The following is a 21,924-nucleotide window of genomic DNA, read 5'->3' as shown; positions in this document are numbered from 1 at the left end:
AAAATAGTTTACAACATTGTGTAATTATTAAATGGTAAACTGTTATTAAAAAGCTTCTATAACTTTATAGGTTTTAGAATTTAGTTGTTTGTTTAAAGATCGTTAAATTAGTTTTTAGCGGTCTTTTTTATTTATATTTATTTTGTAAGACTCTTAATTCAAAAAATGTACTTTATAAAACAATTTAATAATCTTCCCAAAGTCATAGCTTTTATAGCGTTATTCATAGTTTTTTCTTGTAAGAAAAGTTATCATGATTTATCCCCTGTAAGTTATGCTCAATTTGAAGCATTTGTAAAACAAACTGGTTATAAAACTGATGCTGAAAAATACGGATGGTCTATAGTACAAGTAAATGTTTATGATTTTAAAAAAGTTGATGGTGCCAACTGGAAAAAACCTGATGGCATAAACACCATAAATTCTAAAGATTTACCTGTAACTCAAGTAAGTTATAACGATGCCATAGCCTACTGTAAATGGTCTAGTACTCGATTGCCTAATTATAATGAATACTGGGAATTGATTAAAACAGATAAAAGAGTGGTTGTTTCTGAAAATGAGCTCCCTATATCTCCTGTAAACGAAGTTAATATTTTAGGAAATGTATGGGATATAACCGAAACTAAAAGAGGTGATTTAGTTAGACTTGCTGGTGGCTCTTTATTTTGCTCAAAAACAACTTGTCATGGTACAGTAAAACAAAGAGAATTATTTGTAGATAAAGAAACTGGTAATATTCATATAGGCTTTTCTGTTATTAAATAAGAACAAAAATTTACTTACTTCTATAACAATCAAAAGATCATTAAATAAAATTTGGTGGTCTTTTTAATATAAAATAACTTTAAACACCCTTTGAAACCTAAATGAAACTCTGATGATAAACATAAATAATGCTTTTGAAAGCATCCAAAATTACTTTTCTCCCAAAATAATTTCTGAGGTAAACGATCAATTTGTTAAACTTGCTAAAATTAAAGGAGAAGATATTCCTTGGCACAATCATGAAAATGAAGATGAGTTATTCTACATCATAGAAGGTTCTTTATTAATGGAAATTGAAAACGAACCAAGTTTTACGATGAATAAAGGTGATTTATATGTAGTTCCTAAAGGTGTTAATCATCGTGTTTCTTCAGAAAAAGAATGTTTTATTATGCTTATTGAAAGTAAAACAACACTACATACAGGTACTGTGAAATCTTCAATTACAAAGTCTCTTGATGATCAGAAATACTAAAAATAAAAAAGAGCCTATTCATTGTAGGCTCTTTTTTATAATATCAATTCAAACTTTTAATTGCTTCTTATAATTACGTCCCCATTAAAGTTCTTGAAAAGTAATTCTGGTCCTCCTCCATTAATTGCTCCAGTAATCCAGTTTTCAACTTTTACTCTGTATGCATTTCCTTTTTTAGAATTCCCTTTAGTCACTTTAGCTTTTGATGGCTTAGCTTTTAAATCAAAGTCAGTATAAATTTCTCCTCTATCTGATTTAATTTTTACATCAGCTTTTAAGTTCTTTGGAAAAGTTACATCGATATCTCCATTTAAACTACTAAAGGCCATTGCTGTATTTGGTGCTACTTTTTTAAAGCTTACTACAATATCTTTATTTAAGGCATCAGCACTCACAGAACCACTAATATCTTTTAAAATAATTCCACCGTTGGTATTACTAATATCCATTGCTCCTTCTACATTTTCAACATAAATAGAACCTTGATTTACAGTAGATATTTTTAAAGAAAACTTTTTTGGTACTTTAATTTCAAAATCAATAGTTGCTACTGGTGAACTTTGAATACGAACTGTATTGTCTAATTCTTCTACTTCAAATTCCATTGATTGATTTGAAATCTTCTTTAATCCTGATTTTCCTCTTCTACTACTGCTATGTCTATCTTTCCTCCTATTGCCTGTAACCACAACTTCATTACCATCATATCCTACTACATTGATCGATCCTCTAATAATTCCCATTTTTAAAATTCCTGCTTGTTTAGAATTACTCAATGGAATACTTACTGTTTCTTGTGCTGTTAAATTGAATGCTAATAAAAACAATATACTAAACACTCCTATTTTTATATTTTTAATACTCATTTTTTTAATTTTTAACTATTGCATCTCCATTTAACTGATCAAAATGTAAATGTACATTTCCATTTCCTATTTTAAAATGCCTATTGGATGCTATCTTATATTTTGTTCCTTTTTTTCTACTCTCTTTTACCTTTTTAAACCTTGGTGTTGTTTTTTCTAAATCAAAGTTGGTATAAAAACCTCCATTCATTGTTTTATAACTAATTGTTGCATCTAAATTATCTTTAAATTTTATATTAATATCACCATTCAATGAACGATACCAGCTCTCCTCTGTTGGGTTTTTACTATAAGTAATATTAATATCTTCATTTAAAGCATTAACATCGGTTTTCCCTGATACGTTTGTCATATCAATTGCTCCATTAATATTTTTAACTATTAATAATTTACCATGTACATTGGCTACTTTAATGTTTCCATTATTTACTGCCTTTATATCAATGCTCGCATTTTTAGGCACTTTAATCTTATAGTTTAGCGTGTATTTATACATACGTTTCTTACGATGCTTATAATTCCTTCTATAATTAAAGCTAAATTCTCTATGGTCAAAACTACCCGTTTTTAAATCGAAATTTGAATATGGTGAATCTAAATAAACATATAATGCATCATCTTTTTTGGCTGATTTTATACCTATTTCCTCTTTCCCCTTTGCTAATTCTTCTTTGGTATCTGCTGAAATAATCTTCGTAACTTCCAACTTAACGGTACGTCCGTTATACCCTTCTACATCTATTGATCCGTACACATTATCTACTACTAGAATATTATCTGATGACACTCTAGAAAATTCTAATTCTTTGGTAATTGTTTCAGTACTTTTAAGCTTTTTGTCTTTTTGATATCGCTGTGCCGATATTGTTGTTATTCCACATAATACAATCCCTGCTATTATTGGTCTTAAAAATTTCATAAATACTTGTTTTTTGATGAATGACTTGGTTGATTTCAGTAAAAAGCATGCCTAGGATTTGCCATTTACATCAAATACATATTTAAATTATTTGTTGAATACTTTCTTTCATTTTTTCTTTTGCAGCTTCATTAACATCTTCTTCATCTATTAGTTTTTCAAATGATTTTACTGCTTTCTTTTCTTGTAACACAACCATTAAATCGGCTAATGCTATCTGTACTAATGGTGATTTTTGGTGTACTATAGAAGCAATCAAACCTTCTCTAACCATTGACAAATCTGTATAATTTGCTAATGCTTCCACTGCTGATAATCGTACATTTACATTTGCGTCTTTATTTAAAGTTGTAAACAATGCTTTAATAACGGTTTCAGTAGCCGAATTTAATTTGTTTGCTTCGTTTACCGCTTGTAATCTTTTATTAGCCGAAGGCTGTTCTAATAATGCTAACACTAATTGAGAACGTACATTTTCTGTTTCTTTCTGAGCATATTTTACTTCTTCAATCAAAGGCTTTTTTTCTGTATTTAACTCCTTTCCTATAAAAAAACCTACTGTTAAAATTGCCAAGGTGTAGGCCAATTGTTTAGGGAAACTATTTTCAAAAAGGCTAATAATCTTGCTAAATACAGATACTTTTTTTGAAGCTTTTTCAGAGGCATTTAACATGGTATAAAACTTCACATCCATGGCTGTGCTTGGTTCTGGAACTTCTTCTTCACTTCCACTCCAAAAAACTTGCATTTGTTCAAACTCTTCTTGATGTTGTGGATTGTTCTTTAAATATTCCTCAAAAACTTTTCTATTCTCTATTGATAAATTATCTGAAATATAATCCATCATCATTTCTTGAAACTCTTTATAATTCATCGTATTATCTTTTTTCTAAGGTTAGGTATATTTCTTTTAATTCAAACAATGCTCTATGAACTTTGGTTCTTGCTGCTCCTTCTGTGCATCCAATAATTTCTCCTACCTCTTTATATCTTAATTCTTTAAACTTACTTAGTGTTAAAACTTCTCTTTTCTCTGATGATAATTGTTCCATAGCTCTTTTAAGAATTGTTTTCTTTTCTAAAACTTCCATTTTTTGCTGAAAATCATCCGAATGATTTAAGTTATATCCTACTTCATCAATATCATGATGTTGGTGTTTTTTTTGCTTTCTGTAATAATCATAACCTTCATTTCGAGCTATTTGAAAAATCCAAGTAATAAATTTGCTTTCTTCTGTGTACGTATGCTTGTATTTTAATACTCTTACAAACACATTTTGTACTAAATCTTCACTTAATCCGGCATCTTTATTCATATGATAGAAGTAACCAAACAATCGTTTCTTATACCGCTCGTACAATAACCCTAGCTTATGATGCTCTCCGTTTTTTACTTTCAGCATTAATGCGTTATCTGATAGTGTATTCAAGTTTTTGTGTATTAGTTGATTTTTATAAACAGATATACTATTGTTTTTTAAAAACGTTACAAATTACTTCTTTTTATTTCATTAATTTTTTGCAACATCTTTTTTGCATTGCCATTTGTCCCTCCTAAGGCAATGGCTTTTTGATAGTTTTTTATAGCTAATTCGTACTCTTTAATCTTCAAATAAGCTTCTCCTAAACTATCAAATGTATTAGCTGAATTTGGATAAGCTTCACTATTAAATTTAAAAACTTTAATCGCTTTTTCTAATTTATTTTGATTTATTAACTGATAACCAACACTATTAATGAGCCCTTCTAAATTTATCGTAGGATATTTTTTTTCAGTAATTTCAAACTTCTTTTTGAAATCAAATTCTTCATCAATTAAAATAGATTGCATCCACTCTTCATATATCAAATTATTTATATCTACAATATCTTCCTCTAGCAGACTTACAATATGATTTATAATATTATCAATATTGAAATAATTTCCTAAGCCATTTGCAAAAAACAGAATACTTAAATTGTCATCAGGAAAAATTCTGTAAGCTGTTACTAAGGAGCCTGAAAACCCATAAGACTTATGATTGTTTAATACTCGCTTATCCCAACTATAAGTAAACTTTTTTGTAGATTTTTCATATAAAAACTCTTTCCACATTTCTTCTTTTGTTTCTTTTTTAAGAAGTTGATTTTTTATCAATCGATTATTCCATTTTATAAACTCATCTATAGTAATATTTAATCCATTTGCTGCCAACATATAACGACCTTTCAAAGTTGAATGATCTATTTGTATTTTACCGGTTCTAAATGGAAAATAGGGAGTTACTCTATTAGAAACAATATCTTTTGAATTAGAAGAAAAGAATACATTTTCACGTTCGTTTTCGAATTGGTTTTTAAGAATAAAATCTTCTAATTTTTCTCCAGAAACTTTTTCTATAATTTGCTGTAAAAGCCAAAAATTAGATTGATTATAAGCATATTTTTCTCCTTTATCAAACTCAATTTCTCTTTTAAAAACAGCCTCTTTTACTTCCCCTTCTGTAAGCTTCTCTATTTCGGGAAAACTACTCATATCTGGTAATCCTGATGAATGCGTTAATAAGTATTTAAGTTCTATACTTTTCCAGCTTTCAGGAATACCTTCTATATATTTACCTACCTTATCTTCCAATGACAGTTTACCTTTTTCTATTAGTTGAAAAATAACAACAGCAATAATAGGTTTGGTTAATGAATATACCCTAAAAATAGATTCGTTTTTTATAGGAACATTGTGCTCTATATTAGCCCTTCCAAAATTTTTTCTGTAAAGAATTGAATCTCCTTTTAAAATAGCTAATGAAATTCCTGGTATATCATGTCGCTTCTGAATATGTTTTACATAGTTTTCTATAGCTTCATTTTCCGTTGTATTTAAAGACTCTTTTTTCGTTTGTAGCGAACAGCCCATCAATAACATTGAAAATAATAAACCACTTATTTTCAACACTAAGTTTTGCTTTTTCTTCATTTATTTTTTTGATTTTTAATTTTAGCTAGCATCTTTTTAGCGTTTCCTCTTGTTCCTCCCAAAGCAATAGCTTTTTCATAATTCTTTTTTGCCTTGTTATTTTCTTTATTTATGAAATAAGCCTCCGCTAGACTATCAAATGTATTAGCTGAATTAGAATATTCTTTCGTATTTAACTTGAAAACATAAATCGCTTTATTTATTTTCTTTTCCTTCATGAATTGATATCCTAAACTATTTAATACACTTTCATAATTAATAAAAGGATACTGCTTTTTAACTTTACTAAAATCACTTAAGGCTAACTGTTCTTTTTTTAATAAAAAACTCTTTTTAAGCGATTTGAAAACTAATGGAGTTACATCTTTTAAATTTTCATCTATCAATCCAGCAATAGCATTAGTCACTCGTTCTATTGGATAGGGAGTACTATAACCGTTAGTTAACCAAATTATGGATAAGTTTTTACTTGGAATTCTTCTATAATTTACCAAGCCTCCTCCGTTGAATCCGTAAGTTGAAAAACCATTCAAGTTTTGTAAATCCCAACCTCCTTCAGTAAAACCTTTGCCTTTTTTATATATAAAAGGTGCTAACATTTTCTTCTTACTACTAATCTTTAATAAACTTTCATCATTTAACTTTTTGTCCCATTCAATAAACTTATTTAATGTTATGTGTAAACCAGCTGCTCCATACAAATACTCGGGAACTTTGAAATAAAAATTTTTAAGTTGTCCTTTCTTATTAGGCTTATATTCTGATATTCGATGTGGGATAATTTCTTGAATATTTGAAAATTTAGCTTCTTTATCATTGCTATCAAATTGGTCTTTTAAAATAAATACCTTGAAATCTCTTTTAGAAATCTTTCTTATGATTCTATTTAACAACCAAAAGTTTGTTTGGTTATAATCCGCTTTATCTCCAGGTTTGAATCTTTTTTCTTTTTTATAAATAATTTCTGTAATAGCTTTTTCATCGCTATTATTTTCTAATTCAATTACATCTGGTAAACCTGATGAATGTGATAAAAGATGTTTAATTTTTATATGTTTCCAGCTTTGTGGTAAGTCTTCTAAATATTTTGAAATCTTATCTTCTAAAGAGATTTTATTCTTCTCTATTAATTGAAATACACCTACTGAAACAAAAATTTTAGAGAGTGAATGCATTCTAAACAACGATTGTTCAGAAATAGGAATATTATATTCTAGATTAGACTTTCCTTGGTACTTTTTATAAATAACTTTTCCATCTTTGAGTATCGCAATTGCTGTTCCTGTAATTCCATACTTTTTAGTTACCTCATTTATATAATTATCTATGGCTATTTCTCTTTTTTTAGCTAGATGATTGCTTTGACTATAAACTGTGAATATTGCCAATAAGCAAAAGCTAAATATCAATGCTTGTTTTATTCCTTGAAATCGTAATTTAATCATAGTTAGATTTTTAATTGATTAAACAGATATACTTTACTTTCATAAAAACGTTACAACAAAATAGCTCATTACAGTTTTTAAATTCCTGAGAAAATGTATTTTTGAATTTTACCAAAACAATCTGATGAAATTAAATCCATCTGTAGAACATCATACTATTATAGCCATCGTTTTAACTATTTGGGGCTTTCTGTTTAGCATTTTTGCTAGACCCTTTGAGCATGGTTATATGGATTTAAAAATATGGTTAAAAGTAAGTACAGGATTTAGTCTAGCCCTATTTATAAGTTATTTTATAATAAGCATTCTTCAAAAAAAACTATTTAGTAAAGAACAAAAATGGTCGTTATCTTATGAAGTTTACATGTACCTTATCATGTATACTTTGTATACTATAATTACATACACATTTTATAGAAGCCCTATAATTAAAGGGATTTACTACTTTCCCGACTTTTTTTTCAAAATAAGCATCAATATTATTCTAATTATTACGCCGATTATTATTATCGCAAGAAAGTATGTATTAAAGCTAATTCCTAAAGAGGGAACAAAGGAAATCGTTATTAAAGGAACTAATAAGTTAGATTTTCTAAAAATTAAAGAATCAGAATTAGTTTGTGTTTCAAACTCTCAGAATTATGTAGAAATTTTTTATCTAGAAAATGAAGAATTAAAAACGAAATTAATTAGAAGTACATTGAAAAAAATTCAAACAGATTTTGACTTCTTAATTCAAATTCATCGTTCTCATTTAATCAATCCAACACACTTTAAATCTTGGAAAGACGCTAATGCTATTTTTGTAACACAAATAGAACTACCTGTTTCAAAAAGCTATAAAAACAATCTTTTGAGTCTATAAAATTCGTACCTAAAAAGTACATTTTCGTACCACATGCCTTTATTTTAACCAAAAAAAACAGGTTTTATACCTTATCTAATTTTTATAACTAAATACACATTTTTTGATTCTATTTTGGGAATATCAAAACTTAAAATTCAATCAAAATGAAGAGATTATTGTGGCTTATTTTTATATGCCTTTGTTTATTTATTGGTATTACAAGACCCTTAAAATATTTTTTAGCTGATGGTCCTATAGACTTACTAGCAATGAAACCTCAAGAAGTACTAGACAGTATAATTTATAAAATTTCATTTTTTGTTCATATTACTTTTGGAGGAATTGCTTTACTGATTGGATGGATACAATTTTCTGAAAAGATTAGAAAAAAACATATAAAGCTTCATAGAATAATTGGTAAAATTTATGTGGGCTCAATTTTCATTGCTGGACCTGTTGGATTTTATATTGGCTTTTTTGCCAGAGGCGGATTACCTACAGAAATAGGATTCACATTTGGTGCTCTTATATGGATAGTTGCAACCTACATGGGGTATAAAACTATAAGAAAAGGAAATATTGAAGCACATAAAGAATATATGACCTATAGCTATGCAGGAACATTTGCTGCTGTTACTTTACGATTCTGGTTACCATTGTTAATTTCAACTACTAGAAACTTTGACCTTGCTTATGGAATTTCTGTATGGTTAAGTTGGATACCTAATATTTTTGTTGCTTATTTGATTGTCCATAAAAAAGATACTGTGCTTTATTACTACAAAAAATATAAAATTGAAACCATTTTAAAAGGAAGCGCTGCAATTGCTATTGTTATGGTAATATTATCATACACTAGTATCCAAACTTGGTTTTATAAAAAACCTTCTTTTAAAGGAATTGCTTTAGAAAAGAAAACTATTAATCAAGACTCGTATTTTACTACAGAAAAATTTAATGAAATAGATAACTATTTAAAAGAAGAATCTGAAACAACGAGTATGATGGTGCTCGAAAACGGTAAGATAGTATATGAATACGGAGATGTTTCTGAAATTAGTGATATTAAAGATTCTAGAAACGGTATTGTAAGCTTACTTTTTGGAAAATATGTAGAGAATAACACCATTAATTTACAAGAAACCATTGAAGCTAATAATGTTACTGAATATAACGGATTATTACCTATGGAAAAGCAAGCAAGTATTGAAAACTTACTTACCTCTTCATCGGGAGTTATATATCCTAAAAATCAACGATACTTTTATACTTTTCCTAGAGTTAGAAAAAGAGGTATGGTAAAACCTGGTGATTATTTTATGGTAAACAATTGGGATTACAACGTTGCTAGCTATATTCTTGAAAATAAATCTAAAAACCACTTTCACAGAGAAGTTGAAAACCAATTAGCAATTCCTCTAGGTTTTGAAGATTGGCATATCAAAAACCAAAATCAAACTAGAGACTTAAAAAAATCGATGTTTACATCTTATCAAGTTCATATTTCTACGCGTGATATGGCCAAAATAGGACAACTTTTACTTCAAAAAGGGAAATGGAATGAAAAACAAATTTTTTCTAAAAATTGGGTCAATAAAATTACATCAACATTTATTTCAAGAGATTCAGTAACGAGTAGAGTTCGGAGAGATATTTCAAGTCCAATGCAACAATCTTATGGATACTCTTGGTGGCTTTTTGAGCGTTTTTATGATAATCCAGATTTTGAAAATGCTTATACTTCATGGGATGAATCAGGGCAATTTATTACAGTTATACCTAAGAGGAGTGTGGTAATAGCTCATAAAACGAAACTAGATTACCTAACACACACTAAACTTTCTGAGAGAACTAAAACCCCTTCTTGGCGTTATTGGTGGATTATAAGGAAACTCATGTTGAATAGAAAAATGATTGCTGAACTCTCTCCAGAAAAATCTGCTGATGAAATTATCGAATTTATAAAAAGCGAATATAATACTGACTCAGAGTATGCAATTTCTGAACGTTTGATTAATGAATATGGACAATCATTAGCTGACAAAGGAAACTATTCTGATGCTATAAAGTTTTTTGAACTCAATTTAAAATTATATCCAAACCATGGATATTATACGCATCGAATTTATAATTACTTTGGTAATAGTTTGGTAAAGTTAAATAGGAATGAAGAAGCTCTGAAAGCTTTTGAAGAATCATTGAAATTAAATTCAGATAATCCAGAAGCAAAAAAAATGATTGAACAATTAAAACCATAAAAAAAGCTTCCCAAATTGGGAAGCTTTTTATTTTATATAAAACCGAACTTTATTCTAAAGCTCCTAAATAACGCTCAGCATCTAAAGCTGCCATACATCCTGTACCTGCTGCTGTTACCGCTTGACGATATTCTTTATCTTGTACATCTCCTGCTGCAAATACTCCTGGTAAATTTGTTTTAGTCGATTTACCTTTGGTAATTAAATATCCTGTTTCGTCCATATCTAATACATCTTTAAATAATTCTGTATTAGGCTTATGTCCAATTGCAATGAATACTCCTGTTACTGGAATATCAACTTTATCACCAGTTTGGTTGTTTACTGCACGTACACCTTCAACAACATTATCTCCTAATACCTCATCAATTTCAGTATTATACATTACAGTAATGTTTTCTGTTTTATTTACACGGTGTTGCATTGCTTTAGAAGCACGCATATAATCTTTACGTACTAACATTGTAACTTTATTACATATGTTAGCTAAGTATGTAGCCTCTTCTGCAGCTGTATCTCCAGCTCCAACAACTACAACATCTTGTCCTTTATAAAAGAAACCGTCACAAGTAGCACAAGCAGAAACTCCACCACCAATTAAACGTTGTTCACTTTCTAGTCCTAAATATTTTGCAGTAGCTCCAGTAGAGATAATAACTGTTTCTGCTTCTAAATCTGTTGAATCATCTACAGTTACTTTATGAATTCCTCCTTCTTCTTTAGAAAATTCCACTTTAGTAGCTAATCCAAAACGTACGTCAGTTCCAAAACGCTCTGCTTGATTTTTTAAATCATTCATCATTGCAGTACCATCAGTTCCATTTGGATATCCAGGAAAGTTATCAACTTCAGTAGTTGTAGTTAACTGTCCTCCCATTTGCATTCCTGTGTACATAACTGGTTTCATATCAGCTCTTGCTGCATATATTGCTGCAGTATATCCTGCTGGCCCAGACCCAATGATTAAACATTTTATTTTTTCTGCCATCTTCTAAAAAATTTTATGATTACAAAAGTAATTTTTTTTAAAATATATCAAGTTTTTTTAAAATATATTTTCGCTATTAGACGATAGATTACGCCTATCTTACAAAGAATTATTTTTTTTTACTTTTTTTGTTTGTAAACAAAGAATTTTTTATACATTTGCAACCCGATAATCATTCGGGGCGTAGCGTAGCCCGGTTATCGCGCCGCGTTTGGGACGCGGAGGTCGCAGGTTCGAATCCTGCCGCCCCGACCAAAAACCTTGTTAATCTTATGATTTTCAAGGTTTTTTTAGTTTTACTAACCAAGTATTTAAAATAGTATTAGAGGTTTCTAAAACGAGAGAGTATTTTTTATTTTTAAATGAAACTATATAATATCATAACAAAAGTGACCTATTCGGTTACCTTTTCGATTTAATTCCCCTATACAAGTAATAACTAATAATGGGAAAGTTATGATAATCTTAAACTCCTTTAGTATTCTATTTTGATTAAATAAAACCAAAGCAAAAAACAATTTATATCCTTTTTATACTCACATAACAATAATTTGTACCCACTTATAACAGGAATCACCTACACCATATTTAACTGAATTTGAATTATGGTTATATGAAAATGAAATGTTTGTTATAGTAAAATGTGAGAATAGAAAAAAGAACTATTTGTTGTAAGGCGTTTTCTTATTTCGTGATTTATTATTTCAGTAAAAATCACTTATATTATTTTATCATTTGTCTAAATGTTAGATTTACTCTTGGGCTGTGGATTCTTTTTGTAGTTGGAATATTGTGAATCCAATGCGATTGTGTTTGATCTTTCATTTCTAATAAATCTCCACTATCAAGCTCAAATATTTGTTTGTATTTGGTTTGTTTGTGTTTTATGGCAAATTTTCTTTTAGCTCCAAAAGATAAAGAGGCTATAGAACCATTAGTTCTTAAATCTCTTTCGTCATCACTATGCCAAGCCATTCCTTCTGCTCCTGAATGATACAGGTTTAATAAAACAGAATTATATTCTTGTTGTGTTTTTTCTTGTACAGTTTTTTTTATTTCAAGCAATAAGGGAGTCCATAATAGTGCAGTTCTATTAATTTTTGAATAGGTGTATTCATATGGTTTATCAGCATACCATGCTACTTTACGTTTAGTAATTATGTGTTTGCCAAAAATAATAGCTTCGTCATTTTTCCAAGCTACTTGTTCCATTAAGATTTTATAATACGTATCACTTTGTTTTTGATTAAATATTTTACCCCAGTAATGTACAGTGCCATCATAAGGTAACCAGTTTTTTGTTGAATCTATTTGTTCTTGAAATAATTCCATCTTTTATTTTCTTAAAAAACAATCTAAAGTGTGGTCGTTAATCATTCCAATAGATTGCATATAGGAATATACAATTATTGGTCCAACGAAACTCATTCCTTTCTTTTTTAATTCTTTAGAAATCTGTTCTGCTAAAGAAGACGTAACCGGCAATACTGTTGCATCTTTGTAATGATTAATTATGGGAGTATCATTTATTTTACTCCAAATATATTTACTAAAAGAACCAAATTCTTTTTGAATTTCAATAAACACTTTTGCATTTTTAATAGCAGAGTTTATTTTTAATTTATTGCGTATAATTCCTTTATCATTTACTAGTCTGTCAATATCTTTTTCAGAATATTTGGCTACTTTTTGAACATCAAAATTATCGAATGCTTTCCTGTAATTTTCTCTTCTTTTTAAAATAGTAATCCACGATAAACCTGCTTGAGCACCTTCCAAAATTAACATTTCGAATAAGGTTCTATCATCATATTTTGGAACTCCCCATTCGTTATCGTGATAATCTTGATAAACAAGATCGTTACTACACCATTTGCACCTTTTTAATTCTGTTGTGCTTTCCATAATTTATATTTATCAGTCATACAATGACCACAGGGGCTAAAATCATTTTCTTTAGCTTCTTTTTCGGTTTTAAAAAACATTCGGTTTTGAATTTTCATACGTTTCCCTGATTTATATTGAAGTGTACCGTATATTTTCAATCGTCTATTTCCTCCAAGAGTAATTTCTTTATTTTTAATTTTGAGAAACAGCTCTTTTTTATTGATGTCTGAGTGTTTAATCATACAGATGTTTTTGCAGCTTCCCAACCTAAAATAGCTTTCTTTCTGATTGGATTCCAACGATAACCGCCTGTTTTACCAGAAGATTGAATGACTCTATGACAAGGAATTAAATAAGCAATAGGATTACTTCCAATTGCTGTGCCTACCGCTCGTTGTGCATTTGGTTTGGCAATTTTTTTTGCAATTTCTCCATAGGTTGCTAATTTCCCTTTCGGAATAGTTAATAGAGCTTCCCAAACTTTTAATTGAAAATCTGTACCTTTTAGATGTAATTTTATTTCATTAAGTTCATCCCAATTATTTAAGAAAACCTTCAATATTTCCTGTTGAATTTTGTCTACCTTTTGTTCGTAATTTGCATTTGGAAAGTTGTTTATTAAAATTTGTAGAGCTTCTTCTTTATTATCCACAAAAGCAATATGACATATGCCTTTTTTAGTAGTGGCAACCAAAATATCACCAAACTGAGTTTCTGCATAACTATAGTTTATATTTAAAGTTTTCCCTCCGTTTTTATATTCTCCTGGTGTCATTCCTTCTATGTTTATAAATAAATCGTGTAAACGACTGGTACCTGAAAGCCCTGTTTCTAATGCAGTATCAAACAATGTATTTCCATCTTTTTTAAGCTTCTTTTTGGCATAATTTAAACTTAAATATTGAATATACTTTTTGGGTGAAACACCTACCCAATCTTTAAATAACCGTTGAAAATGATGAGGACTTAAATGTATATGTTCGGCAATATCATCTAAAGAAGGTTGTTTTTTAAAATGCTCATCTAAATATTCAATAGCTTCTGCTATTTTATTATAATGATATGTGTTTTTATTATCTGACATGGTTACTGTTGATATGCTTCTCGTTCTTTATTTAATTCTTCAATTAACTCATCAATTTCAATTTTAGTTGTATTGTAATTTGTAATACAAGCTCTAAATGTTGGAATGTTTTTTATAGGATAAACCGATAACCAAGATTTTCCTCTAGCTAAGATATTATCTAAAATGGTTTTGGTGAAATTCAAATCCGATTCCAATTGTTCATCTGTAAAACATACTACTGGTAATTCGGTATCATTCTTAATAATCCAGTTGTTTTCTATCAGTTTTCTCCTTAGATATTCACCTATATTAGCTTGATGATTGATAGTTTTTTCATAACCATTCCAACCATAAAATAATAAAGATAAATACACTTTTAACCCAATAAACCGTCTTGACCACTGAATAGAATGTGAGAAAGGTTCAATAATTTCCAATTCACTAGCTTCTTTAGGCATATATTCTGTTGTTATTCTAAATGTTTTATTAAGGATTTCTGAGGTAGAAGTCAAAAATATACTTGTCCCCATAGGTACAGACATCCATTTATGTGCATCAAAAGTTATAGAATCTGAAACAGAAATACCATTTAAGTTGTGTTTTAGTTTTGAACTTAAAACCGCAGCTCCACCATAGGCTGCATCAACGTGAAACCATATGTTATGTCTTTTGCAAATTTTAGATATACTTTCTAAATCATCAATTGTTCCCGTCCCAGTTGTTCCTGCTGTACCAATAACCATTAATGGACTATGTGTTGACGTATTAAGATTTATGATTTCTTTCTCTAATAATTGAGTGTCGATTTTTAAATCTTTATTAGTAGGAATAGTTTTCACAAAATCATATCCTAATCCTACAATTTTTGCTGCTTTTTGTACAGAATGGTGTGCTTCTTGAGAACAAAAAATAATTGGTTTTTTATCTAAACCAAACATACCATTTTTAGCAAAATCTGGATACTTATTGTTTAACGCACATAAAACAGCAGTTAAATTTGCTTCGGCTCCACCTGTAGTAAAAACACCATCAGCATTATTTTTATCGAACCCGAATTTTTCAATAAATTCTCTTATTACGTGTGCTTCAACTTCAACAGCAAAAGGAGCATGACTCCAAGCTGCTAATTGAGGATTATATGAAGCAGTTATAAAGTCTGCGATAATTCCAGCAAAATTCGCACGGGGATTGAATAAACCAAAATAGTTTGGATGTGGTGTATGAACCGAATAATTTTCAAGACCATTAATGATGTGTTCTATAGCATTTTTTGGATTATTCCCTAAAACTAAATTTGGAGTTTCTACTAAATTCCGTATTTCTTGTACATTTAATTCAGGCGTAGTATTGTAATCCTTGGTGTTAGCGTAAAAATGCTCTACTTTATCTAAAACAGTATGTAATATTTCTTTTCGCTGTTTATAGTCAAAATCAAAATTCATTTTCTGTATCGTTTATTATTTTAACAAAACTCTGAAATCTTTAATCATTGAAAAACCCGTTTCTTGCGGTTTTACGGAAACATAATTTATAAAGAGACATTAACTTTTTAGATTAATATAGAGCTTAATTTTTATACTTATTTTAACTCATCAATTTTAAGATATGAGTAAATCATTTTGCCTAATTACTCTTAATTAATAATATAGTTATTTAAGGAATTTTAGCGTACAAAAGGAATTCTTTTTTGCTTCTTTTTTCTTTTTCCGCTATGCGTAAAGAAAAAAGAAGACAACTCCTTTATGGAGCTGCCTCATATTATTTTGTATTGTAATATTTTATAAAAGCCTAATTCCTTGTTGTTCTTTTATATTTCTAAGCCACATGTTAGCAAACGATATATGACTGTGCAACATTCTTTAATACTTCCATTTTCAAAGGGTGATATGACTGTATTAAACCCTATATAATCATTTTTATAACTATAAGGGAAAATTACATTATCCGATTTATTTTGAATAAGTAAAAAACACATTTCGGGGTCAGCCATTAAATCACCATTCAGTTTTCCGTAATGAGCAAAAGAATAGTTACCTATTCGGTTACCTTGAAAAACTAAGAAGTTGTAAATAGCTGATTTTAAATATTGTAAATATATAGATAGTAATCCTACCTCCTTTATCAAAAACCTTGTTAATCTTATGATTTTCAAGGTTTTTTTAGTTTTACTAACCAAGTATTTAAAATCGTATTAGAGGTTTCTAAAATTATTTTACCAAAACCATTTGGAATTCTTTCTATAGGAATTCTAACTTGTTCTTCTTCCAAAGAAACTGATGTTACATATTCGTATTTATCTATTCCCCCATATTTTGCTTTGTTATATCTACTAAAATATAATTTAGCTTTTCCTTTCTTAACTAGACTTTTCCATATTATAAGAAAACTGTCTTTTTCTTTTTTAGCTTTTAAATTAATTACATCTACTGGTTTTATCAACGATACTCCGTCAAGCTCTCTTCTGGTATTAATGGGAATTTCTAAGTTTAAAAAATCTGCTATCGTAGGAAAAATATCTACTATAGCTGGTGTATAATTCTTAAAATAAAGATTTGTGTTTTTAAGATTCGTTACAATCCATGTACTTCTTTCTCTATGGCTTTGCCCTCCATGATCTTTACCTTCTTTTTTATTTCTTCCATGGTCAGTTGTTACAATTAATAACCACTCTTCATTATTCAATTTTTCTCGTTTTTTTATAGCGTTCCATATTTTTCCGACTAACATATCTTCAAAACTCACAGCTGCTTCAAATCGTTTACTATCACCATAACGATGTCCTATATCATCAGAAAACTCAAGGTATACCCATGAAATATCTGGTCCTTTTTCTATAATTGTCTTTGCAGTATAATCAGCCACAGTATAGTCTATGAGCTTCATAAAGTTCCTTCTCTTATCATGTGGAAAATTTATAGTGTCATTTTCCAAACCGTCAAAAGCATAATCTACTTTTATAAAATTTGTAGCTTTTAAGCCATCCCCTACTAACTTAGTTCTATTATCCAACCAAGAAGAAAATACTCCTATTGTTCCTTTTGCCCTTTTATCTTTAAAAAGTTTAAAAATAGTTGGGTAATTATAATTAGGTAGTTTAATGCTGTTTCCCCATACATTATGTTTATTAGCCCAAGTTCCTGTAAGAAGGCTATTATAACCAACAGCTGAAATAGTAGGTGTTTCTGAATAAGTTCCTTTACCTCCACCAACATAAGCATCAGTATAACTCCCTTGTAAGCTAATACTATCTAAATATGGAGTTTTTGATGATTTAAGTTGATCTATTGAAATTCCATCAACAATAACAAATACCACTTTTTTAACAATAGAGTCTTTATATATTCTATTCGCATTAACTATTGAATGAAATAGAAAAAATACTAGTAACAAAACATCTCTTCTCATAATTAAAACTTTAACTGTTTTTATAATTTGTATTAAACAAATATTTTTTTGAGTGGAGATTTAGCTAGAATACTTGCTAAGATTAATAAATTTAGTAATAGTTTAAGGGAAGTTTTTATCTATTACATTTCGGTACAATATATAAATTTATTTTTGAGAATTTTTAACCTTATAAAATCAAAAACAAAACAGCTAAGAAATTATTAAACTAACACTCATGAAAGTCTTTTTAGTAAATTTGCATTCAATCATTATACTTTATCGATGAAAAAAGAGTGCTGCAATTTAAATGAGGTTATTCAGGAATTTTACAATTTTCTGAAAGCTTATGTTTTAGGTAAGGTTAAAAATAAGCAAGTTGCAGAAGACATTGTACAGGAGGTAATGATCAAATTAGTTGAAGCACATCAAAAATCGCCACAAGTAGACAATATTAAGGCTTGGTTATTTCAAGTTAGTAGAAATACAATATTTGATTATTTCAAAAAACATAATATAGAAGCTAATTTTGATAATGATTGGAAAATAGAAAGCGACGACTCAAATGAAAACTCAAAAGTTATTGTTGCTGATTATATTATTCCTATGATTGAGATGTTACCGTCAACATATGCAGTCGCTTTGAAAATGAGTGATATTGACAACATTCCTCAAAAAGATATCGCTACAAAATTAGGTTTAGGACTTTCTGCTACTAAAATGCGTATTCAAAGAGCACGAATTAAATTGAAGGAACTTTTTATAGAATGCTGCGATATTGAATACGATAAAAATGGAGCTTTTGCAGGTTGTGTTATTAAAAAACATTGCGAACCTTTACATCAAGTAACAAAGAACTTAGAGAGTAAATCTTCTTCATAAAGCATAAATTTACACCATATAGAAAAGCCTTGTAACCCAATGATTACAAGGCTTTTTAATTTTTATTTGAAATATTTTTCAAAAACTTGTGTCTTTTTACATACTACTTCAGACTTCATAATAAAGTTTAATATTTAAAACAATAATTTATGAATACTGAAATCAAAATTTTACACTCGTCATGTTGCGCTAAGGGATCTCCTATTAAAGAACAACTTGAAGGAATCGCTAAAGAAAATAACCTAAATATTTCTATTGAAGAACTTTCAAAATTAGAAGACACAATGATATATGGTACAATGATCTTTCCTTCATTAGTAATCAACGGAAAAGTATACGATTACAAAAAATACAATACTAACGATAAACTATTATCTCTATTAAATTAATTTAAGCATGGAAAAACTAACACAGTTTCTTTCTACAATTGCTGATTATCTTGTTTACGATTTGTTTAGTATAACTCAAAATAGTGTATTTGGTAATGCTCTTCACTATTTTTTAATTGGTTTTACAGAAATAGTAATTCTTGTAATTCTTGTTACCTATTTAATGGGAATTATAACGAGCTATTTACCAATGGACAAAATTCGTGTATACTTAGAAAAAAATAAGAAATCTGGCTTAGGAAACATAATGGCTTCATTACTTGGTGCTATTACTCCATTTTGTTCTTGTTCATCTATCCCATTATTTGTAGGAATGATGCAAGCAAGAATTCCTTTAGGCATTGCACTGTCTTTTTTAATAACTTCTCCATTGGTAAATGAAATTGCGATTGCAATATTTTGGGTTACTTATGGATGGAAAGTTACCGTTATATATGTACTTACAGGTATTGTATTAGGTGTAGTTGGAGGTATTTTATTAGAAAAACTCGGAATGGCAAAATATGTAGCCAATTGGGTGAAAGAATTAGGTGAAAGTAAGGCGGAAGCTACAAAAGATACTAGAACTTTTATGCAACGATTACCTGAAATTAATAATGAAGCATTGACTACATTAAAAAAGTTAGTTCCTTATATTTTTCTAGGTTTAGCCATTGGTTCTTTTATTCATGGATATGTTCCTCAATCCTTTTTTGAAACTTATATTTCAAAAACAAATCCATTTGCAGTTCCTATAGCAGTTTTACTAGCAATTCCTCTATATATAGATGCTGTTGGTGTTTTGCCTATCATAGAATCGTTAATAGAAAAAGGGGTGCCATTAGGTACGGCTATAGCTTTTATGATGGCATCTATAGGACTTTCATTTCCAGAAGCTTTACTACTAAAGAAAGTAATGCAAAAAAAACTAATCATTGCGTTTTTTTCTACCATTGGAATTGGAATGATTATCTCTGGATTTTTCTTTAACCTCATTTTTTAAAATCAATTTATGAAATCAATTGTATCATCAATAAGCGCAATTTTTGTTGCCATAGCTGCTTGTACATGCTGTGTTGGACCTTTAATGGCTTTAGCTGGAGTATTGGGTGTGAGCGCATCGCAATTAATTTGGCTATCTAGTATAAAAAATTATCTAATTACTTTTAGCTTAATAGCTATTAGCTATAATCTTTACAGGGCCTATTACCCAAAAGCACAGCAAGAGTGTTGCGATATGAATCAATACGAAGCCTTATCTAAATTAAATGAAAACGAGAAAAAAGCAGTGTCTTTCTTTCAATCTAAAAAGTTTTTATGGGCTGTAGCCATCATCACAATTATTATTCTAATTCTCCCTTATTTATCTAATTAACTAAATAAACTATTATGAAAATTCAAAATCTATTATTAATAATCGCAGTATCTTTAATATTTTTAGCTTCTTGTCAATCACAGAATAAAACAAATAAAGATGCTAAAGTTAAAGAAATTGCAAAGTCTGGAATTATTACTAAGACCTATACTTTAGAAGGATTTAAACAATCATGCTGTACAGGTATTGTAAACTACTCTTTAAAAGAAGTGAACGGATATATAAAATCGGAAGCCAATGTTAAAAATCAACAGTTAACTGTTTGGTTTGATAACAAAAAATGTGATGAACAAGCTATCAAAAAAGCAATTAACAAAACCCCTTACAAAATAGTAAACTCAATATAGAGTAATGAATATTTAAAATATGCAATAGATATGAAAATATATGATGTAATAATAATTGGCGGTGGACAAGCTGGATTGTCTGTTGCATATTTTTTAAGACGCACCAATTTAGAATATCTAATTCTAGATAAGAATGATAAACCAGGAGGCTCATGGCTCCAAACATGGGATAATTTAAAGTTATTCTCTCCTACAGAATACAGCTCACTTTCTGGTTGGGCAATGCCAAAAAGCGAAAATGAATATCCTACTAAAAAAGAATTCATAAGCTATTTAGAGAAATACGAGTTACGTTATAACTTCCCTATTGAAAGAAATACAATAGTTCATAACGTTACAAAAGAAAATAATCTATTTCAAATAGAAACGAACCAAGGAATCTTCTATTCAAAAAAATTAGTTAGTGCTACTGGTACTGCTCAATTTCCTTTCACACCTTCTTATCCAAATCAAGAAAAGTATAGAGGAATTCAACTTCATTCTTTGGAATATAGAAACACTTCAAACTTCAATAATAAAAATGTTTTAATTGTTGGTGGTGGTAATTCGGGCGCTCAAATTTTAGCCGAGGTTTCAAAAGTGGCAAACACAAAATGGGTTACTTTACACCCGCCACATTTTTTACCAGACGATATAGATGGACGTTATTTGTTTAATGAAGCAACCCAAACCTTTTTGAATAAATCAGACAGTACTAAAAAGAAAAAAGCATCACTGTCTAGTATTGTAATGGTTCAAAGTGTAAAAGAAGCCAGAACTAGAAACGTGTTAAATGCTGTAGCTCCATTTGAATCTTTTTATGAGGAAGGAGTCATTTGGAAAGATGGAAGCAAAGAAAAATTTGATATAATTATATGGTGTACTGGATTTAAAGCTAACCTAAATCATTTAACCTCTCTTAATATTATTGAAAACAATCGTATTAAAACCACACATACTAGGTCTATAAAAGAACCCAACCTCTGGTTAATAGGTTATGGTAACTGGACAGGATTTGCTTCTGCTACTATTTATGGAGTAGGAAAAACTGCCAGACAAACTGTAAAAGAAATTCAAGAAACAACATAAGCTCAAACTTATTATGAAACTCATTTTT

24 protein-coding genes and 1 tRNA gene are annotated in these 21,924 nt (G+C 29.1%); 11 read left to right on the top strand and 14 right to left on the bottom strand.

Going from position 1 to position 21,924, the window contains the following annotated elements:
- The first annotated feature begins 165 nt into the window (after positions 1-165).
- Both ACOQN8_RS10210 and ACOQN8_RS10205 read left to right on the top strand, forming a co-directional pair.
- Positions 166-768: an SUMF1/EgtB/PvdO family nonheme iron enzyme gene (locus tag ACOQN8_RS10210; protein ID WP_420552598.1), complete on the top strand. Its 603-nt coding sequence runs from the start codon at positions 166-168 to the stop codon at positions 766-768.
- A gap of 112 nt (positions 769-880) precedes the next feature.
- A complete protein-coding gene (locus ACOQN8_RS10205) occupies positions 881-1,243 on the top strand; it encodes a cupin domain-containing protein (RefSeq protein ID WP_175578748.1) in 363 nt (120 codons plus the stop codon).
- Between the two features lie 56 nt (positions 1,244-1,299).
- On the opposite strand, the gene ACOQN8_RS10200 is transcribed toward ACOQN8_RS10205, so the two are convergent.
- The 6 genes from ACOQN8_RS10200 to ACOQN8_RS10175 all read right to left on the bottom strand — a co-directional run bounded on the left by ACOQN8_RS10200 (position 1,300) and on the right by ACOQN8_RS10175 (position 7,426).
- Positions 1,300-2,109, bottom strand: coding sequence for a DUF4097 family beta strand repeat-containing protein (locus tag ACOQN8_RS10200; RefSeq protein WP_420552597.1), 810 nt, complete (start codon positions 2,107-2,109; stop codon positions 1,300-1,302).
- A 4-nt stretch (positions 2,110-2,113) separates the two neighbouring features.
- The gene (locus ACOQN8_RS10195; protein ID WP_420552596.1) at positions 2,114-3,028 is read right to left on the bottom strand and encodes a DUF4097 family beta strand repeat-containing protein; all 915 of its coding nucleotides are present in this window, start codon (positions 3,026-3,028) and stop codon (positions 2,114-2,116) included.
- Positions 3,029-3,110: 82 nt separating this feature from the next.
- The gene (locus tag ACOQN8_RS10190; protein WP_420552595.1) at positions 3,111-3,902 is read right to left on the bottom strand and encodes a HEAT repeat domain-containing protein; all 792 of its coding nucleotides are present in this window, start codon (positions 3,900-3,902) and stop codon (positions 3,111-3,113) included.
- A 4-nt stretch (positions 3,903-3,906) separates the two neighbouring features.
- Positions 3,907-4,458, bottom strand: coding sequence for an RNA polymerase sigma factor (locus ACOQN8_RS10185; protein ID WP_420552594.1), 552 nt, complete (start codon positions 4,456-4,458; stop codon positions 3,907-3,909).
- Positions 4,459-4,514: 56 nt separating this feature from the next.
- Positions 4,515-5,981: a serine hydrolase gene (locus ACOQN8_RS10180; protein WP_420552593.1), complete on the bottom strand. Its 1,467-nt coding sequence runs from the start codon at positions 5,979-5,981 to the stop codon at positions 4,515-4,517.
- Positions 5,978-7,426, bottom strand: coding sequence for a serine hydrolase domain-containing protein (locus tag ACOQN8_RS10175; protein ID WP_420552592.1), 1,449 nt, complete (start codon positions 7,424-7,426; stop codon positions 5,978-5,980). Before ACOQN8_RS10175 ends, ACOQN8_RS10180 begins: the two co-directional genes overlap by 4 nt.
- A 124-nt stretch (positions 7,427-7,550) precedes the next feature.
- Between ACOQN8_RS10175 and ACOQN8_RS10170 the strand changes: the two genes are divergently transcribed.
- Together ACOQN8_RS10170 and ACOQN8_RS10165 are read left to right on the top strand one after the other, a co-directional pair.
- Positions 7,551-8,291, top strand: coding sequence for a LytTR family DNA-binding domain-containing protein (locus tag ACOQN8_RS10170; RefSeq protein ID WP_235276012.1), 741 nt, complete (start codon positions 7,551-7,553; stop codon positions 8,289-8,291).
- 146 nt (positions 8,292-8,437) lie between these two features.
- Positions 8,438-10,531, top strand: coding sequence for a DUF2306 domain-containing protein (locus tag ACOQN8_RS10165; RefSeq protein ID WP_420552591.1), 2,094 nt, complete (start codon positions 8,438-8,440; stop codon positions 10,529-10,531).
- 49 nt (positions 10,532-10,580) lie between these two features.
- Here the strand turns inward: ACOQN8_RS10165 and trxB are convergent, their stop codons facing one another.
- Entirely contained in the window at positions 10,581-11,519 is a 939-nt protein-coding gene (gene trxB / locus ACOQN8_RS10160) for a thioredoxin-disulfide reductase (RefSeq protein ID WP_150900846.1), read from the bottom strand.
- Between the two features lie 177 nt (positions 11,520-11,696).
- On the opposite strand from trxB, the gene ACOQN8_RS10155 reads away from it, so the two are divergent.
- Positions 11,697-11,774, top strand: a tRNA-Pro gene (locus ACOQN8_RS10155).
- Between the two features lie 468 nt (positions 11,775-12,242).
- Here the strand turns inward: ACOQN8_RS10155 and ACOQN8_RS10150 are convergent.
- From ACOQN8_RS10150 to ACOQN8_RS10120, 7 genes are all read right to left on the bottom strand, one after another.
- Positions 12,243-12,851 (bottom strand): alpha-ketoglutarate-dependent dioxygenase AlkB family protein, encoded by a 609-nt coding sequence (locus ACOQN8_RS10150; protein ID WP_420552590.1) that lies wholly within the window; start codon positions 12,849-12,851, stop codon positions 12,243-12,245.
- A 3-nt stretch (positions 12,852-12,854) separates the two neighbouring features.
- Positions 12,855-13,424, bottom strand: coding sequence for a DNA-3-methyladenine glycosylase I (locus ACOQN8_RS10145; protein ID WP_150900845.1), 570 nt, complete (start codon positions 13,422-13,424; stop codon positions 12,855-12,857).
- Positions 13,403-13,648 (bottom strand): metal-binding protein, encoded by a 246-nt coding sequence (locus tag ACOQN8_RS10140; RefSeq protein WP_420552589.1) that lies wholly within the window; start codon positions 13,646-13,648, stop codon positions 13,403-13,405. The genes ACOQN8_RS10145 and ACOQN8_RS10140 overlap by 22 nt, the downstream gene beginning before the upstream one ends.
- A complete protein-coding gene (locus tag ACOQN8_RS10135) occupies positions 13,645-14,490 on the bottom strand; it encodes a methylated-DNA--[protein]-cysteine S-methyltransferase (protein ID WP_299124734.1) in 846 nt (281 codons plus the stop codon). The genes ACOQN8_RS10140 and ACOQN8_RS10135 overlap by 4 nt, the downstream gene beginning before the upstream one ends.
- A 2-nt stretch (positions 14,491-14,492) precedes the next feature.
- Complete coding sequence (locus tag ACOQN8_RS10130; protein ID WP_420552588.1) at positions 14,493-15,914, bottom strand: pyridoxal phosphate-dependent decarboxylase family protein; 1,422 nt, start codon at positions 15,912-15,914, stop codon at positions 14,493-14,495.
- A gap of 365 nt (positions 15,915-16,279) precedes the next feature.
- Positions 16,280-16,624, bottom strand: a complete 345-nt coding sequence (locus ACOQN8_RS10125) for a DUF6908 domain-containing protein (protein ID WP_420552587.1) — start codon at positions 16,622-16,624, stop codon at positions 16,280-16,282.
- Positions 16,621-17,877, bottom strand: a complete 1,257-nt coding sequence (locus ACOQN8_RS10120) for an alkaline phosphatase family protein (protein ID WP_420552586.1) — start codon at positions 17,875-17,877, stop codon at positions 16,621-16,623. The genes ACOQN8_RS10125 and ACOQN8_RS10120 overlap by 4 nt, the downstream gene beginning before the upstream one ends.
- A gap of 264 nt (positions 17,878-18,141) precedes the next feature.
- On the opposite strand from ACOQN8_RS10120, the gene ACOQN8_RS10115 reads away from it, so the two are divergent.
- The 6 genes from ACOQN8_RS10115 to ACOQN8_RS10090 all read left to right on the top strand — a co-directional run bounded on the left by ACOQN8_RS10115 (position 18,142) and on the right by ACOQN8_RS10090 (position 21,896).
- Positions 18,142-18,738, top strand: a complete 597-nt coding sequence (locus tag ACOQN8_RS10115; protein WP_420552585.1) for a sigma-70 family RNA polymerase sigma factor — start codon at positions 18,142-18,144, stop codon at positions 18,736-18,738.
- 149 nt (positions 18,739-18,887) lie between these two features.
- Positions 18,888-19,127 (top strand): thioredoxin family protein, encoded by a 240-nt coding sequence (locus ACOQN8_RS10110; protein WP_420552584.1) that lies wholly within the window; start codon positions 18,888-18,890, stop codon positions 19,125-19,127.
- A 7-nt stretch (positions 19,128-19,134) separates the two neighbouring features.
- Entirely contained in the window at positions 19,135-20,109 is a 975-nt protein-coding gene (locus tag ACOQN8_RS10105) for a permease (protein WP_420552583.1), read from the top strand.
- Between the two features lie 9 nt (positions 20,110-20,118).
- A complete protein-coding gene (locus ACOQN8_RS10100) occupies positions 20,119-20,481 on the top strand; it encodes a hypothetical protein (RefSeq protein ID WP_235276024.1) in 363 nt (120 codons plus the stop codon).
- 14 nt (positions 20,482-20,495) lie between these two features.
- Positions 20,496-20,828 (top strand): heavy-metal-associated domain-containing protein, encoded by a 333-nt coding sequence (locus ACOQN8_RS10095; protein ID WP_420552582.1) that lies wholly within the window; start codon positions 20,496-20,498, stop codon positions 20,826-20,828.
- A 30-nt stretch (positions 20,829-20,858) separates the two neighbouring features.
- Positions 20,859-21,896, top strand: a complete 1,038-nt coding sequence (locus ACOQN8_RS10090; RefSeq protein WP_420552581.1) for an ArsO family NAD(P)H-dependent flavin-containing monooxygenase — start codon at positions 20,859-20,861, stop codon at positions 21,894-21,896.
- Positions 21,897-21,924 lie beyond the last annotated feature (28 nt).

Source organism: Tenacibaculum aiptasiae (genome assembly GCF_965221665.1).
GTDB classification, from domain to species: domain Bacteria; phylum Bacteroidota; class Bacteroidia; order Flavobacteriales; family Flavobacteriaceae; genus Polaribacter; species Polaribacter aiptasiae.
Note: the sequence above shows the minus strand (reverse complement) of the source record. Positions and strands in the feature narration are given on the sequence as shown.

What these genes read in the sequence shown, in the direction of transcription:
- ACOQN8_RS10175 (WP_420552592.1), bottom strand. Translation starts at nt 7,426, where the DNA reads ATGATTAAATTACGATTTCAAGGAATAAAACAAGCATTGATATTTAGC.
- ACOQN8_RS10190 (WP_420552595.1), bottom strand. Translation starts at nt 3,902, where the DNA reads ATGAATTATAAAGAGTTTCAAGAAATGATGATGGATTATATTTCAGAT.
- ACOQN8_RS10195 (WP_420552596.1), bottom strand. Translation starts at nt 3,028, where the DNA reads ATGAAATTTTTAAGACCAATAATAGCAGGGATTGTATTATGTGGAATA.
- ACOQN8_RS10165 (WP_420552591.1), top strand. Translation starts at nt 8,438, where the DNA reads ATGAAGAGATTATTGTGGCTTATTTTTATATGCCTTTGTTTATTTATT.
- ACOQN8_RS10145 (WP_150900845.1), bottom strand. Translation starts at nt 13,424, where the DNA reads ATGGAAAGCACAACAGAATTAAAAAGGTGCAAATGGTGTAGTAACGAT.
- ACOQN8_RS10140 (WP_420552589.1), bottom strand. Translation starts at nt 13,648, where the DNA reads ATGATTAAACACTCAGACATCAATAAAAAAGAGCTGTTTCTCAAAATT.
- ACOQN8_RS10205 (WP_175578748.1), top strand. Translation starts at nt 881, where the DNA reads ATGATAAACATAAATAATGCTTTTGAAAGCATCCAAAATTACTTTTCT.
- ACOQN8_RS10210 (WP_420552598.1), top strand. Translation starts at nt 166, where the DNA reads ATGTACTTTATAAAACAATTTAATAATCTTCCCAAAGTCATAGCTTTT.
- trxB (WP_150900846.1), bottom strand. Translation starts at nt 11,519, where the DNA reads ATGGCAGAAAAAATAAAATGTTTAATCATTGGGTCTGGGCCAGCAGGA.
- ACOQN8_RS10130 (WP_420552588.1), bottom strand. Translation starts at nt 15,914, where the DNA reads ATGAATTTTGATTTTGACTATAAACAGCGAAAAGAAATATTACATACT.
- ACOQN8_RS10110 (WP_420552584.1), top strand. Translation starts at nt 18,888, where the DNA reads ATGAATACTGAAATCAAAATTTTACACTCGTCATGTTGCGCTAAGGGA.
- ACOQN8_RS10180 (WP_420552593.1), bottom strand. Translation starts at nt 5,981, where the DNA reads ATGAAGAAAAAGCAAAACTTAGTGTTGAAAATAAGTGGTTTATTATTT.
- ACOQN8_RS10090 (WP_420552581.1), top strand. Translation starts at nt 20,859, where the DNA reads ATGAAAATATATGATGTAATAATAATTGGCGGTGGACAAGCTGGATTG.
- ACOQN8_RS10150 (WP_420552590.1), bottom strand. Translation starts at nt 12,851, where the DNA reads ATGGAATTATTTCAAGAACAAATAGATTCAACAAAAAACTGGTTACCT.
- ACOQN8_RS10115 (WP_420552585.1), top strand. Translation starts at nt 18,142, where the DNA reads ATGAAAAAAGAGTGCTGCAATTTAAATGAGGTTATTCAGGAATTTTAC.
- ACOQN8_RS10105 (WP_420552583.1), top strand. Translation starts at nt 19,135, where the DNA reads ATGGAAAAACTAACACAGTTTCTTTCTACAATTGCTGATTATCTTGTT.
- ACOQN8_RS10100 (WP_235276024.1), top strand. Translation starts at nt 20,119, where the DNA reads ATGAAATCAATTGTATCATCAATAAGCGCAATTTTTGTTGCCATAGCT.
- ACOQN8_RS10200 (WP_420552597.1), bottom strand. Translation starts at nt 2,109, where the DNA reads ATGAGTATTAAAAATATAAAAATAGGAGTGTTTAGTATATTGTTTTTA.
- ACOQN8_RS10120 (WP_420552586.1), bottom strand. Translation starts at nt 17,877, where the DNA reads ATGAGAAGAGATGTTTTGTTACTAGTATTTTTTCTATTTCATTCAATA.
- ACOQN8_RS10095 (WP_420552582.1), top strand. Translation starts at nt 20,496, where the DNA reads ATGAAAATTCAAAATCTATTATTAATAATCGCAGTATCTTTAATATTT.
- ACOQN8_RS10135 (WP_299124734.1), bottom strand. Translation starts at nt 14,490, where the DNA reads ATGTCAGATAATAAAAACACATATCATTATAATAAAATAGCAGAAGCT.
- ACOQN8_RS10170 (WP_235276012.1), top strand. Translation starts at nt 7,551, where the DNA reads ATGAAATTAAATCCATCTGTAGAACATCATACTATTATAGCCATCGTT.